Source organism: Candidatus Limnocylindrales bacterium, from assembly GCA_035559535.1.
Lineage (GTDB): Bacteria > Moduliflexota > Moduliflexia > Moduliflexales > JAUQPW01 > JAUQPW01.
Map to the genome: position 1 here is coordinate 57953 of DATMBG010000032.1, position 14627 is coordinate 72579.

10 protein-coding genes are annotated in these 14627 nt (G+C 45.4%); 2 read left to right on the forward strand and 8 right to left on the reverse strand.

The window, feature by feature from the left end; translation table 11 throughout:
* Positions 1-67: 67 nt before the first annotated feature.
* From VNM22_10150 to VNM22_10180, 7 genes are all read right to left on the reverse strand, one after another.
* Positions 68-1801: an ATP-binding protein gene (locus VNM22_10150; GenBank protein ID HWP47511.1), complete on the reverse strand. Its 1734-nt coding sequence runs from the start codon at positions 1799-1801 to the stop codon at positions 68-70.
* A 181-nt stretch (positions 1802-1982) separates the two neighbouring features.
* Positions 1983-3197: a type II secretion system F family protein gene (locus VNM22_10155; GenBank protein ID HWP47512.1), complete on the reverse strand. Its 1215-nt coding sequence runs from the start codon at positions 3195-3197 to the stop codon at positions 1983-1985.
* Positions 3198-3269: 72 nt separating this feature from the next.
* A complete protein-coding gene (locus tag VNM22_10160; GenBank protein HWP47513.1) occupies positions 3270-4364 on the reverse strand; it encodes a type IV pilus twitching motility protein PilT in 1095 nt (364 codons plus the stop codon).
* A gap of 2 nt (positions 4365-4366) precedes the next feature.
* Positions 4367-6181 carry a type IV-A pilus assembly ATPase PilB gene (pilB, locus tag VNM22_10165; protein ID HWP47514.1) on the reverse strand — a complete coding sequence of 605 codons (1815 nt, stop codon included), beginning with the start codon at positions 6179-6181 and terminating at the stop codon, positions 4367-4369.
* Positions 6182-6398: 217 nt separating this feature from the next.
* Positions 6399-7280 carry a shikimate dehydrogenase gene (aroE, locus tag VNM22_10170; GenBank protein ID HWP47515.1) on the reverse strand — a complete coding sequence of 294 codons (882 nt, stop codon included), beginning with the start codon at positions 7278-7280 and terminating at the stop codon, positions 6399-6401.
* 138 nt (positions 7281-7418) lie between these two features.
* Positions 7419-8096, reverse strand: coding sequence for a uracil-DNA glycosylase (locus VNM22_10175; GenBank protein HWP47516.1), 678 nt, complete (start codon positions 8094-8096; stop codon positions 7419-7421).
* A gap of 249 nt (positions 8097-8345) precedes the next feature.
* On the reverse strand, positions 8346-11510 hold the full coding sequence (locus tag VNM22_10180) for an efflux RND transporter permease subunit (GenBank protein ID HWP47517.1): 3165 nt from the start codon (positions 11508-11510) through the stop codon (positions 8346-8348).
* 643 nt (positions 11511-12153) lie between these two features.
* Between VNM22_10180 and VNM22_10185 the strand changes: the two genes are divergently transcribed.
* Positions 12154-12573 (forward strand): EamA family transporter, encoded by a 420-nt coding sequence (locus tag VNM22_10185; GenBank protein ID HWP47518.1) that lies wholly within the window; start codon positions 12154-12156, stop codon positions 12571-12573.
* Between the two features lie 50 nt (positions 12574-12623).
* Here VNM22_10185 and VNM22_10190 read toward each other — a convergent pair whose 3' ends face one another.
* Positions 12624-12896 carry a hypothetical protein gene (locus tag VNM22_10190; protein ID HWP47519.1) on the reverse strand — a complete coding sequence of 91 codons (273 nt, stop codon included), beginning with the start codon at positions 12894-12896 and terminating at the stop codon, positions 12624-12626.
* Positions 12897-13071: 175 nt separating this feature from the next.
* On the opposite strand from VNM22_10190, the gene pyk reads away from it, so the two are divergent.
* Positions 13072-14502, forward strand: coding sequence for a pyruvate kinase (pyk, locus tag VNM22_10195; protein ID HWP47520.1), 1431 nt, complete (start codon positions 13072-13074; stop codon positions 14500-14502).
* Positions 14503-14627: the final 125 nt, after the last annotated feature.

Below are 14627 nucleotides of genomic sequence, written 5' to 3' on the forward strand. Positions count from 1 at the left end.
GTGAACAACTCCTTCTTAGCAATTCATCACGGTTGAATCCTCAAGAATTGCTAAGGGGGAATCGTATTTATTCAGAACAAGGTAAACTTACTTCAAAAATTGTACCCTCGTTAATTTTACTTTTTACTTTAATAATCCCCTGATGATTCTCGATAATGTTATGTACGATAGCCAATCCCAGCCCTGTTCCGTTTTCCTTAGTGGTAAAAAACGGAACAAAGATCTTTTCTAAGTCTTCCGACTTTATTCCATAACCGGTATCCTGAATGGTAATTGTACACCAGGAGCGTCGGCTATTTTTAATTTCAGGAGGAGCTAATTTTTTAGATGGAGAGATATCTTTTCCATCCAGGTTTCCTTCGATTTTCTTTACAGAGATCAGGAGAATTCCTCCTCTTGGCATGGCTTGAACAGCGTTGAGGCACAAATTCCATAAAACCTGACGCATTTGTTGTCGATCACATACGACCCAGAGGGGTTCCTGGGGATAGATTTTCTCGATATGAATGAGATCTGAGCATTCCGGGCTATTTTTGAGGAGAACGAGTGTAGGATCAATGATCTCGCGGATGATGTCAAATTTATTAAGGGTTAAAGGAGTCGGACGGGCATACACCAAAAAATCGGTAATGATATTGTTGAGGCGGGTGGACTCACGAATAATAATATCCATGAGGGTTCGGCTTTCTTCTTCCAGCTTAAGATCGGCTTTTAGCATCTGAACGGATCCCTTAATAGAAGCCAGGGGATTTCTTATTTCGTGGGCTATTCCTGCGGCTAACTCTCCTAATGCAGCCAGACGATCGGACCGCCTAACCTGCTCTTCCATTTCTCGGAGTTCTGTAAGATCCTGAAAGATAATGGTTAACCCTGTTACTTCATTCCGCCGAATATTTTTAAGAATAGAGGCCGTCATCCCCAGATACATAGTAGTGCCGTCCTTAGACTTAACCATTTTTTGAAAGCGGTACGAGGATTGGTTCGTTTTTTCCATCATGTCAAAGATTTCTTTAACACAGACTCCGGGCAATATCTGATCCAGATCGGCCCCATAGGCCTCTTCAAATTTATATCCGGTTATTTCCTCGGCAGCTCGATTGTAGGAGGTAATTTTCCCTACAAGATTGGTTGTTAAGAGACCACTACTCATACTCTGCAGGATATTTTTGTGGAATACTTGAAGTTCGTTGAGGTCACTGGAAGTTTCTTGCAGTTGTTCATGGGTTATTTTTAGGGATTCGGCCAGGTAACTACTCAGGAAAGCTACGAGATAAAAAGCACAGACATTGAGAAAGATATTATAGTAGAAGGAACTGATATTTAAGGTTGTAAAGGGGAATCCTGGAGGTCCATAGATAGGGATAATTTCATAATACTGGAGGGTCGCTAAAGTCCCGTACAATAAACTACTCAGGGAAGCCATCACAAAGGCGCCTTTACGGAACAAGATAATGCTGGCGGCGATAATCGAAAAAATATAGGTAAAAGAGAAAAAACTTTTAATTCCACCGGTTACATAAACAAATCCGGTTTCAAAAAGTAAATCACTGATAATTTGAAAGTAGGCCAGAATGTAAAAATTTCGAATGATTTTTAGAAGAATAATTGAAAAAACTGCGAAGAGGTAAGCAAAGATAATGAAGTTATAGAGAGGATCCAGTGCAGCCGGGTTTGCATTTTGAAGTTGAAACAGCAGGGCAGAACCCAAAGTTAACGTAATGACCACGATTCGAAGAAAAATCAGCCATTTTATTTTATTAAATCCTGTTTCATTTTTAGAGTCATCTATATTCCGGCTCATTCATATTGGGTAGAGCAATTACACTCACCCTCCTTAGAGGGTGGGCTATGCTCACCATAAAAAATCAATTTATTTCTTCGATGAGAAGAATTTATAAACTTAGTTTGTTGTACCCCCATGAATCTGAGAAGGGAGAATCATCTTTTTTCTATGACTTGCAGAAAGAAATCTAAAGGATTTATTATCCGATATGCTTAATCAGACTAAAGATAGGCAGGTACATAGAGATAACGATCCCTCCCACGGTAATTCCCAGGAAAACAATCATCAAAGGTTCCAACAAGGAGGTTAAATTTTCTACGGCGCGATCTACTTCCTCCTCATAGAAGTCGGCGATTTTAGCCAACATGCTGTCTAAAGCCCCGCTCTGTTCGCCCACACTGACCATTTGAACGACCATAGGTGGAAAAACCTCGGTCAGTTCCAGGGGTTCTGCAATAGTTTTTCCCTCTTTAATACTGTTTCTTGTTTCCATTACGGCCAGCTCGATAATGGCGTTACCTGCGGTACGGGCTGTGATCTCCAATCCATCCAGTATAGGCACCCCACTGCTAATCAGGGTACCCAGAGTTCTGGTAAATCGGGCAACGGAAGCCTTGGTAACCAGGTCTCCAAATATGGGGAGTTTCAAAATAAACGCATCGACCGTGCGGCGACCATTTTCGGTCGCATAGTATTTTTTGAAGAGGTAGCCGGCCACAACCAGACCAACCGCCAGGAAAGGTCCGAATCTGACTAAAAATTGACTTAAGGCCATCACAAACAGAGTGGGACCCGGTAAGGGAGCTCCTAATCCTGTAAACAGCGAAGCAAAGGTAGGAATCACAAAGATAAGCAAGAACACCACGACGACAATGGCTACGGTGATCACGGTAATGGGATAAATCATGGCCGATTTGATTTTGGCCCTTAAAGCCTGGGCTTTTTCCAGGTATCCGGCTAATCGGTTCAGGATGGTATCCAGAATACCACCGGCTTCTCCAGCTTCTACAAGGTTGGTAAACAAGTTATCAAAAACCTTCGGGTGTTTTCGTAAGGCATCTGCAAAGGTAGAGCCTTCTTCCACATCCACACGGAGTTTTTTAATAACTTCGGCGAAGGTTGGATTTTCTTGCTGATTCCCTAAAATTTCCAGACATTGGACCAGAGGGAGCCCTGCGTCGATCATGGTTGCAAACTGCCGGGTAAAAATAACCACGTCCTTCGTCTTAATTTTAGGCTTCATCATCGACGACAGGAAAGGAATTTCGATAGGCTTCGATTTAGGTTTAACCGAGTTGACATCTGCCCCTGTTTTATTTTTTATAAGCCGGATGGCAGCTTCCTTGTTGGGAGCTTCAATGGTTTTTTTAATCTTCCTACCCGCTATTTTAATTTTATATGTAAATTCCGGCATAGTTGTTAAGTTCTAAAGGTCGGGTTCTAGTTTTATAGGGATTCTATGAACTTAGAACTTAGATCTTAGAACCTATACGGATAAACGATCCATAACGGCACCTTCCCGAGCCATCATTTGCTCGAATTCATCTAGATTAGGTGATCTCTTAAAAGCCTCGTTTTTACTGATCAAGCGTCTTTTGAACAGGCTGAGGAGGGATTGATTCATGGTCTGCATCCCGGTCTTTTCCTGTCCAACCTGCATCTGGGAATAAATCTGGTGGACTTTATCTTCCCGAATAAGGGCTCGAATAGCCGGGTTAGGGATCATGACTTCAACGGCCAAGACACGACCTCGCCCACTGGCCTTAGGGATCAGTTGCTGCGTGATAACCCCTTCCAGGACAAAGGACAGTTGAGCTCTGACCTGGGATTGTTGATAAGGTGGAAACACATCGATGATTCGATTGATAGTTTGGGCACAGGAATTGGTATGCAGGGTAGCAAAAACCAGGTGTCCGGTTTCGGCGATAACCAAAGCCGATTCAATAGTTTCAAGATCCCGCATTTCGCCGATCAGGATAATATCTGGATCTTGTCTTAATACGTATTTAAGGGCTGCCTTAAAGGATTTGGTATCAGCCTGAACCTCTCGTTGATTGACGATACAATTTTTATGTTCATGTAAATACTCGATGGGATCTTCGATAGTTATAATATGATCGTGGCGTTCGGTATTGATTTTATCAATCAAAGCCGCCAGGGTGGTCGACTTACCGCTTCCTGTAGGACCTGTCACGAGGACAAGACCCTGGGGTTTTTCAGCTAATTTGGAAACGGAGGGGGGGAGTCCCAACTCTTGAAAAGAGGGGATTTTATAAGGGATCGTTCTGAAGGCAGCCGCTACGGCCCCCCGTTGTTGAAAGGCATTACCCCGGAAGCGACTGAGTCCTTTCACACCAAAAGAAAAATCCAACTCATTATTTTCCTCAAAGGTATGTTTTTGTGAATCGGTTAAAACGCTATAGACCAGCCGCTTGGTATCTGCCGGGGTGAGAGGTTCTTCCCCATCGATGGGAATCAGGCTCCCATCTATACGGATTTGGGGAGGAGAACCACTGGTAATATGTAAATCCGAAGCACCCCGTTCAAACATTATTCTGAGTAACTCATGCAGATCGGACATACTTAATCTCCTAAGGTAACACTTAAAACCTGTTCCAGAGAGGTAATCCCTTCTTTAAGTTTGGCAAGTCCACTGGCCCTCAGGGTTAACATTCCGTTTTGAATAGCCTGAGCTTTCAATTCATCGGTCGAGGCTCCCCTCAGGATTAACTCCCGAATATTGGGTTTGACGACCATGACCTCATACAGAGCAATACGCCCCTTATACCCCGTCTTATTACACATTTCACACCCTTTACCCTTGTAAGGCGTAATGGTTCTGGCTTCTTCCTCACTCAATCCAGCTCGAATGAGGACATCCATAGGAAGTTTTTCAGGTTCCTTACATTTTTGGCATATTTTCTTCAGCAATCTTTGCGCCACAATCAATAAGACCGAAGACGCTACCAGAAAAGGCTCTATCCCCATATTTAAAAGGCGATTCACCGTGCTGGGGGCATCATTGGTATGAAGGGTACTCAAGACTAAATGCCCGGTAAGAGCGGCTTTGATGGCTATTTCAGCCGTTTCAAAATCTCGTATCTCCCCAACCAGAATAATATCCGGATCCTGGCGCAGGAAAGCCCTCAAGGCACTGGCAAAGGTAAGACCCACATCTTCCCGCATCTGCACCTGATTGATTCCCATAAGATTAAACTCTACCGGATCCTCAGCCGTCACAATGTTTACATCGGTGGTATTTAACGACTGCAAGGCCGAATAAAGGGTCGTTGTTTTACCACTTCCCGTGGGTCCGGTTACCAGGATCATTCCGTAAGGTTTACGAATTGCCTCCTTAAAGTCTTCCAGGGATTGAGGTTCAAACCCGAGTTTGGTTAAGTCCAGTTGTAAGGTAGATTTATCCAGTAACCGTAAAACAATTTTTTCTCCAAACAGGGTGGGAAGCGTAGAAACCCGAAAATCGATCTCTTTTTTCTTACCCAGTTTCAATTTGATACGCCCATCCTGGGGGAGCCGTTTCTCCGCGATGTCCAGGTTGGACATAATTTTAATTCTGGAGACCACGGAATTCTTTAAAGTAAGCGGTAAACTCATGACCGGATACAGGTCCCCATCCAGTCGATACCGAACTCTGAAAACTTTTTCATAAGGCTCGATATGGATATCGCTGACTTTCCTTTGTACAGCATTGAGAAGGATCCCGTTCACAAGCTTTACAATGGGGGCATCCACCTCGGTAATAACCCCTTCCTCCTCTTTTTCTTCTACCACCTCGACATTTTCTATGGCTCCCTTAACAATTTTATCAAATTCATTAATATCGACGGTGGGACTCATCTCCATTTCTATGGTATCCCCCTCGATCTCATCTTCCGTCATGGAGAAATCCTTATAATTAATCGCTTCGACCTTCTTTTCTTCTTGTCCTTCAGAGGCGGCTGCTTTTTTATCCTTTTTACCGTAATGTCGATTAATTGCTTCTATGATAGAGCTTTCAGAGGCAACGACCGGCTCGATGTTGTAATTCGTCATAAACTTGATATCATCCATGGCGAAAACATCGGAGGGGTCTGCCATAGCAAGGGTCAAGATATTTCCCACACGACTGATGGGAATGACCATATACTTCTTAGCTACGGAAACCGGGATAGTCTCAAGAACCGACTCTTCAATATGAAAAGTATCTAAATCGATGGCAGGAACTCCAAACTGACTACTTAAACAGGAAAGGATCGAGTCTTCATTCACAAACCCCATTTTAACCAGAACGGAACCCAGACGACCTCCCGAGTTCTTTTGTTCCTGCACAGCCTGTTGCAATTGTTGTCGTGTAATTAAATTTGCTTTTAAGAGAATTTCTCCAATTTTCTCGGCCATTTAAGTATTACCCCTTTTAATCAGAATAAAATACAGACAGGTTCTTTACTGACCTGTTAGGTTTGTTATCTTTTTGAAGGAATGAGAGTTTTTAATCCAACTTAGAGAAAGATAATTGAAAGACAGTTGGTCGTTTTTATTACTGTAATTAAGCTGAATTGTCAAGAAAATTTCTCCCCCCTTACACCCCGGGTCTTCTTTAAGATGCCTTTCATCTTCAGATAACCGGGGATGACAAAGGATTTTTTGATGATTTGAGTAAAGCTGCCTTCATAACTTCTATGGGAGGAGGGATTTGGGTCCATAGTTGGAAGGCCAGCGCACCCTGGTAAACCAACATACCCAACCCGTTGATGATTTTTGCTCCTTGACTTTCCGCCATTTCCAGGAATTTTGTTTTAGGAGGTTTATAGATCAGATCACATACCGTTTGTTTCTCGGAAACCCCGATAATATCTACCGGAGAGACTCCTGGAGGAGACATGCCTACCGAGGTCGTCTGGACAATGATATCCACCTGGTTGAGGTAGGGTTTTAAGGTCCGAGGGTTAAACTCCAGAACCTGTACCTGCGCCAGAGAAGTCCGGTCTTGGATATCACGAGCCAGACGTTCAGCCTTTTCAGACGTCCGATTGCTAATAAAAATAGCCGAAACCCCCTCTAAAGCCAATTGCATCCCTACCGCTCTGGCAGCTCCGCCGGCTCCTAGAAGGAGGATTTTCTTTCCTTTGGGTTCGACATTTTCAACCCGAAGGGATTCGATGAAACCCTTACCATCTGTATTATAACCTTTAAGGGTTTGACCTTGAACCACAACGGTATTTACAGCCCCAATGACCTGAGCCTCGGGATCCAATTCATCTAAATAATCTAAGATTCTCTCCTTATGGGGAATAGTTATATTAACCCCCAGGATCCCTAAACTGGGCAAGGATCTTATCGCGGTTGATAGATTTTCAGGGGTTACCCGAAAAGGTAGATACACATACTCTAACTTTAAAGCCTGAAAGGCAGCATTATGCATCTGTGGAGAGAGAGTATGATGAATAGGATCCCCGAAGATTCCTACAATTTTTGTAGAACCAGAGATGTCTCCCATGTTTCATTACCAAATTTAAACAAAACCTCTTCGTAAAATCGCCTATGCAAACTAAGGGCCATTGAAAAAGGGGGGAGAACCGGATTCCTTCCCGGACGATTCTTCGATCCTTTCCCCTGGGCGTCAAATAATTGGACTTTAGAGTTTATCATATTCCCGCCGTAGGGCCTTCATATCTTCCCAAACTAATCGTTTATCTTGAGGATTTCTGAGCAGATAAGCCGGATGGAAGGTGACCATAAGTTTCATATTTTTGTATGAATAAAATTTCCCACGTAGTTTAGAAATAGGTACTTTGGTTTTGAGAAGAGTTTGGGCAGCGAAAGTTCCCAGGGCACAGATGAGCTTAGGCCGAATGGCTTCTAGCTGCTGAATGAGGAAGGGTTCACAGGAAGCAATTTCATCGGGCTCTGGATTTCGGTTTCCAGGAGGTCTGCATTTTACTACGTTGGCTATGTAAACCTCTTCACGGGTCAACCCAATGGATTCTATGATTTTGGTAAGAAGTTGTCCGGCTTTACCTACAAAGGGTTTGCCCTGGATATCTTCCTCATAACCGGGAGCTTCACCGATAAAAACCAGCTTTGCCTGTTTATTTCCGGTTCCAAAGACAATGTGATGCCGTCCCTTATGAAGTTTACATCGCCGGCAGTCCCCTAAACGTTGTTCCACCTCCTCTAAAGAGAGACGGACCTGTGAGGAAACTGGAGAGCGCCGAATCTGAAGATGGGTAAGTCCCATATTTTTATGGAAAATGAGATGGTCTTTGATTTGAGAAAGTAAGGCTACATATTCCCGGTACAATTTGGGGTCCATAGTATTCATCTTAAGAGATTCTTTAAAAGAAGTCAATCCTCTAGACTAGTGGTATCTGTACCTCTTCAGTAGGTAGAAGAAGAAACCCCTCCCTCACCTTCCATCCCCACAGGCGCCAGGATAAGAAGGTTAACCCCGGCGAGGCGACCTGGGAGGGGTCGCCCTGCCAGTTATGTTATAGGGCATTTCTATTTAGATTTAACCTTAGACCGACGAAGAAAAAGAAGTTTTCAAAAGTTCCAACACTTCTCAAGATTCATTGTAGGGTCTCAGGTGCGGTTCGCTCTTTCCCACCTTTTCTATCTGAGCCTGGGCGAAGGCTTTGATTCGCTCGCTCACACGTTCACGAACCCGGATTTTGCCAAAATCCCTGGAGCGGGAAAAGAGGGAATAGAAGACCGGCACGGCTAAGAGGGTTAACAACAGGCAGAGGGATTGACCTCCCACCACAAGGACGCCAATAGACCGGTTAGTGCCTAAACCCGGTCCAGTTGAAAGGACTAAAGGCATCATCCCAGCCACAAGGGCGATAGTTGTCATTAAAATAGGACGTAGACGATCCCGGTTCGCCTGCAGAATGGCATCCATCAGCTTCATACCCTTTGCCCGGAGTTCATTGGTATGATCTATCTGTAAAATGGCGTTTTTCTTCACAATTCCAAAAAGGAGCAAAATTCCAAGGCCGGAGAAAATATTTACCGTTTGTCCCATGACCAGCAAAGAAAGGATCCCGAAGGGAATCGAAAGGGGTAAGGTAAGGAGGATGGTTACCGGGTGGATGAACGATTCAAATTGTGCGGCCAATACCATGTACATAAAGATGAAGGATAGGGCAAAGGCCAGCATAAAGTAATAACCGGTGCGTCCCAGTTCCCGGGACCGACCGGCCAGACCTGTGGTATAACCGGGCTCCAGATTCATCTGCTTCACGAACTGGTTCATCTGATCAATTACCGCAGCCTGAGACCCGCCCGGTTTAACATTGGCCATAAGCGTGACATTGCGTTCCCGGTTTTGACGATCGATGGCCGAGGGTCCTGTAGCCTCCACAACCCGTACCACATGGTCCAGACTTACCGGGCCAAGCTTGCTGGAAGGGACCGTTATACGTTCCAGATCCCTGGCACTTGTCCGATACTCTCCCATGGCACGTAGACGCACATCGTATTGATCAGTTCCTTCATTGTAGGTAGAAACCACTTGTCCGGCGATCAGTAAGTTCAAGGCCTGGGCCACATCGTTAACACTCACCCCTAAATCGGCTGCAAGCTCCCGATCTATGACCACACGCAATTCGGGTTTACCGACAATCAGTGAGGAGTCCACGTCTACCACATCTGGAATGGTTTTCATCTTCTGAAGTAATTCTTCTGAATAAACCGTCAGTTTTTGAAGCTCCGGACCGTAAATGACAAACATAATGTCGGCATTACGCGCTCCCCCGCCTCCGATATTGGAGACCGGCTGTACACTCGTACGGAGTTCGCCGGGGTAATTCTTTAAGAGTTCGCGGGCCTGTTCCATGAGTTCCTGTTGCGAAAGTTCCCGCGCCTGGATCGGTTTGAGTTTCACATAGATCGTAGCCGTATTGACCAGCTCCTGAGCTCCACCCCCCACGGTGGTTAAGGTATGGGTAACCCCGGGTAACTGACGTACCGCTGTCGCAATGCTTTCAACAATATCGGACGTGTAGCTCAGGGAAGATCCTTCAGGGGTACGCAGGGTTATTTCAAATTCAGATTGATCATCTACCGGCAGGAAATTTTTGCCGACCGCTTTAAACAAGGGAACAATACTGACAATTACCAGCAAACACAACCCTATGATCACCCATCGATGTCGTAGGGACCACTTCAATAACCCCATATAACTTCGATCAATGGGACGGTAAAAAAAGGACTCCTTGGATCCACTCCCCGGGGGTTGGGCTTTCTCCGAAGATTTAATAAATCTTGCACAGAGCATAGGCGTCAGTGTAAACGAGACCAGCAAGGAAACGGCGATAGCAAAGGACGAGGTCAATCCAAACGAGGACATAAACCGCCCGACAATACCTCCCATGAAGCCCACCGGCAAAAAGACCGCCAAAAGCGAAAGCGTGGTGGCCATAACGGCCAGGCCGATCTCCCGAGTCCCTTCGATGGCAGCCTGAAAGGGGGGAAGCTTTTTCTCTTCGATGAATCGGTAGATATTTTCCAGCACGACAATGGCATCATCAATCACAATACCCACCATCAACGTGAGTGCCAGCATGGTAATCTGGTTCAGGGTATAATCCATGGCCGCCATGGCACCGAAAGTCGCAATAATAGAGGTAGGAATGGCAACGGCAGCAATCAAGGTCGAGCGTAGATTCCAAAGGAAGAGAAAAACAACCAGGGCTGCCAGGAGTCCCCCTTCCACCAGGTGGGTTTCGATGGCTTCAACGGCTGCTTTGATAAAAACAGATTGGTCCCCGACGATTTCAACCCGCACATCAGGAGGGAGTGTGGGGGAAATCTCGGCTAATCGTTCTTTAACAGCATTGGCTACGGCGACGGTGTTAGTACCTGACTGTTTCAAAACAAGGAGGGTTACCGCAGGCTGTTGGTTCAAACGCGAAACCGTTCGTTGTTCCTTTGTTCCATCCTCGGCATATCCTATATCGCTTAATTTAACCACATAAGAACCTCGGGTGGCAATGGCAAGGTTATTAAAGTCCGCCGGGTTGGTAATACGCCCCATGGTTCGTACCGTCAACTCCCGTGCACCCTGATCGACCCGTCCTCCGGGTATCTCGATGTTTTGCCTGCGTACAGCATTGGCGACTTCGGCAGCGGTTAGATTGTAAGCCCGCATCTTATCTGGATCAACCCAGATCTGGATTTCCCGGGCTGCTCCACCGATAATCTGAACTTCACCCACTCCATTGACGTTCTCGATCCTTTTTTTGATCTGTTTATCGGCAATTTCGGTTACTTCTCGCAGTGAACGCGGTGCCGAAATGGCCACCCGTAGAATCGGTGAAGCATCTGTCTGAAACTTCTGTACTACCGGACGTTCAGCCGTATCCGGTAAGTCGGGAATAACTAAATCTACTTTGTCACGCACCTCCTGGGCTGCAACATCTGCATTCTTCTCCAGAACAAAGGAAATAAAAACCTGAGAAACCCCTTCCACCGAGGTCGAGCGTAGTTCATCAATTCCACTGATGGTATTGACGGCTGCCTCGATCTTTTCTGTGATTTCGGTTTCAATTTCCTGAGGCGATGCTCCAGGATTAGACACGGTCACGGTAATCATCGGTAAATCCACCTTTGGAAAAAGATCAACCCCCAACGTAAAAAACGAAAAGATCCCAACCACCGTCAAGGACAAAATCAACATGGTCGCAAAAACAGGACGGTGAATGCAGATCTCAGCCAATTTTTGCATAACTCAAACTCCTTCTTACTCAATAAACATTAATCTGCAGAGCGATCAGACCGAATCGCCCTTAAACAGGGCCACCCCTCTCACCCTCCTTCAGGAGAGGGGGAAGGGGAGAGGTAGGCAATGTTTCTACCTAGAAAGGGTATTAGGATTTCAAGCCTAAAGGAAGAGAAATTTATAAACCCCGTCTTCCTCAGCCGGTGAGGTTCTTCCGGCCGGTTGTTTGATATTTTTAATAGCTCTATTTTGTTTTTTCCGGTTTATCAGGTACTTTTTAAAATAAAGGAAGTTTTAATTTGAAAGTCAAGGGGTAAGTTTTTAACTCTAAATAGCCGGATTAGGTGTATCCGTATCAATTTAGTCGGTGGAAAAAGAAACACCCCCTATCCCCCCCTCCAGGGGGGACTTCAGCAGCAGCAATCCCACGTCAGCCCCTCCCCCGGAGGGAGCCAGAGGGTATTCAGACAGAAAAAGTGACATCTACTAACTTGTTACAGTTACGGTTGGGTTTATTTTATTGAAAAATGTAATGGAAAGTAGTATTATGGATGGCCGGCGAGAGAGAGTCTTATCTTCATAAGGACTTGTACCTGGAAATGGTTTAAAAGTCTGAAAAATTTCTCAGGTAAAGTTAAGAAACTACCATATGATCAAAGCATGGGTTATTTATTCTATTCTGGCTTGCTTACTCTGGGGTGTTTTTCCCATTTTTCAAAAATCTTCGCTTAAATGGGTGGATCCTGTGTGGGCCTATTTATTTAGTACCGTAGGAGCCACCGCAACGACCTTCCTCCTGTTTCTTTTTTTTCGCTCTTCCCACACAGAAATCCATTCGGCAGGTGCTTTATTCGGTATTTTATCCGGGATTTCCGGGAGTTTGGGAGTTTTCTTTTTTCTCCTTTCTTTATCCCAGGGGGGAAAAGCCTCGATCATCGTCCCTTTTACGGCGCTTTATCCGGTTATTTCCATTATTCTGGGTCTGATCCTTTTCAACGAGACCATTTCTCTAACCCAGGGGATCGGAATTATCCTGGCTCTTATTTCGGTGTTTCTTCTCTCCCTCTGATTTTTTAAGCCCGGAAAGACCCCTTTTCCTGTGGAAGCGAACCCATTTCCCTAAGGCATGTACTCGGCCAGAGCCGTATCGAGTTCTGCCGGGTCTACCTGCTCTCCATTGTTTAGCCTTTGTAAGAATTGATTGATAATTGCCTTGGCTTCTTCTTTCCGGTAATTGCGAAGGAAACCTTCGTAAAAAGAATCTCCTGCCAGGGCCCGATTGATCTCCTGCTCTTTGTTATGCTCATTAAGCTCTGTAAAATAAACAACCCGATATTTTTTATCATAACTGCGCTCGCGGTAAATTTCGAATAAAGTTTTATCCGATTCCATAAGCCTATCAAACTCCTTTTATTGATCTGGGATGAATAATCCTTGAAAAAAGAAAGTCATTAACCTGTCCTCTATAAGGGAAAACTTATTGTCAAAATAAAGTTAAGGGTATTATTAATTAAGAGGTAATCAACAAGCGTATAAATGTCAAGATAGTTTTGCTCAGGAGAAGGATATGCCCAGGACAAAAATCGTCTGTACCATCGGTCCAGCCTCTAGTTCCCCGGCTGTGTTAGAGCGATTGCTCCGTGCCGGGATGAATGTGGCCCGCCTGAACTTTTCCCACGGTACCCAAGCCGAGCATGGAAAGGTTATCCAGGATCTTCGACATCTTGCCGGGTTGCTGGAGCGACCCCTTGCCATTCTCCAGGACCTGGCTGGACCGAAAATTCGAATTGGTCCCTTAAAAGACGGAGTGGTCCAACTCAAACCACAGGCCCTATTCACCCTCACAAGCCGAAAAGTCCCCGGAGATGCCCGGGAGGTTTCCATTACTTATCCTGATTTACCCCATGAAGTTAAACCGGGAGATACCCTCTTACTCAACGATGGCTCTCTGGAGTTAAAGGTTCTGGAAACTTCCCACACGGATATCAAGTGCCAAGTCGTTGTAGGGGGGCCCCTCAGTTCCCACAAAGGGATTAACTTTCCAACCAGTTCCATCCAGGCCCCGAGTTTAACCGAAAAAGATAAAGAAGATCTGATATTTGGAATTCGGCAGGGAGTTGATTACGTGGCGCTTTCTTTCGTTCGTAGTGCCCTAGATGTGCTGGAAGCGCGACGGTTCATTCAACAACATGGTGCCACGATTCCCATTATTGCCAAGATTGAAAAACATGAGGCCCTAAAGCATATTGATGAGATTATGGAGGTCGTAGATGGGATTATGGTGGCCCGGGGAGATTTAGGTGTGGAGACCCCTTTGGAGAAGGTACCTATGGTACAGAAAATGTTGATTAAAAAATCAAATCGGTTGGGTAAACCGGTCATCACAGCCACCCAGATGTTACGTTCCATGGTCGATAGTCCCCGTCCAACCCGTGCAGAGGTAACCGATGTAGCCAATGCTATTTTAGATGGAACCGATGCCGTTATGTTGTCCGAAGAGACTGCCAGTGGAAATTATCCGATTGAAGCCGTAGAGATGATGGTAAAGATTGCCGAAGATGTGGAATCAGGTTTTCTCTCCGATGTATGGCCCGATGTACGGCTGTCACACTGCCTGGAAGAAGAGAGTACCCCATCACTACCCGAAGCGGTAAGCCGCGCCGCCTGTCACCTGGCGGAAGATATTGACGCCAGTGCTATTATTACGTTTACCCAGACGGGTAATACCGCCCGCCTGGTTGCCAAATATCGACCCCGACAACAGATCCTGGCCCCGACTCCCGTAGCAAAAACCTATCGACAATTATCCCTGGTCTGGGGTGTAAAACCTATCTTGACGGAGGAAATGAAAAACACCGACGATATGATCGAAAAGGTATTCCTGGCGGCGTTGAAATCTCAGCTCGTCCAAATTGGAGAAAAAGTTGTTATCACGGCGGGAGTACCCGTAGGAGTCCCGGGTACGACCAATCTGATCAAAGTGAAAGTATTATCCTGAGCAGTCTATAAGTATCTCTCAGCTCACAAAAAGCTTCTCGCAGAGGCGTGGAGAGGATAAAGAAAAATCCCTACCATTTCCATAAGCACAAGGCAGGCTTTGCGCATTTGCGAGGGGTAATCGAA

Bases quoted from the DNA above. Each gene is read 5' to 3' on its own strand.
- VNM22_10190 (HWP47519.1), bottom strand. From the start codon at position 12,896: ATGGAATCGGATAAAACTTTATTCGAAATTTACCGCGAGCGCAGTTAT.
- VNM22_10155 (HWP47512.1), bottom strand. From the start codon at position 3,197: ATGCCGGAATTTACATATAAAATTAAAATAGCGGGTAGGAAGATTAAA.
- VNM22_10175 (HWP47516.1), bottom strand. From the start codon at position 8,096: ATGGACCCCAAATTGTACCGGGAATATGTAGCCTTACTTTCTCAAATC.
- aroE (HWP47515.1), bottom strand. From the start codon at position 7,280: ATGGGAGACATCTCTGGTTCTACAAAAATTGTAGGAATCTTCGGGGAT.
- VNM22_10185 (HWP47518.1), top strand. From the start codon at position 12,154: ATGATCAAAGCATGGGTTATTTATTCTATTCTGGCTTGCTTACTCTGG.
- VNM22_10150 (HWP47511.1), bottom strand. From the start codon at position 1,801: ATGAGCCGGAATATAGATGACTCTAAAAATGAAACAGGATTTAATAAA.
- pyk (HWP47520.1), top strand. From the start codon at position 13,072: ATGCCCAGGACAAAAATCGTCTGTACCATCGGTCCAGCCTCTAGTTCC.
- VNM22_10160 (HWP47513.1), bottom strand. From the start codon at position 4,364: ATGTCCGATCTGCATGAGTTACTCAGAATAATGTTTGAACGGGGTGCT.
- VNM22_10180 (HWP47517.1), bottom strand. From the start codon at position 11,510: ATGCAAAAATTGGCTGAGATCTGCATTCACCGTCCTGTTTTTGCGACC.
- pilB (HWP47514.1), bottom strand. From the start codon at position 6,181: ATGGCCGAGAAAATTGGAGAAATTCTCTTAAAAGCAAATTTAATTACA.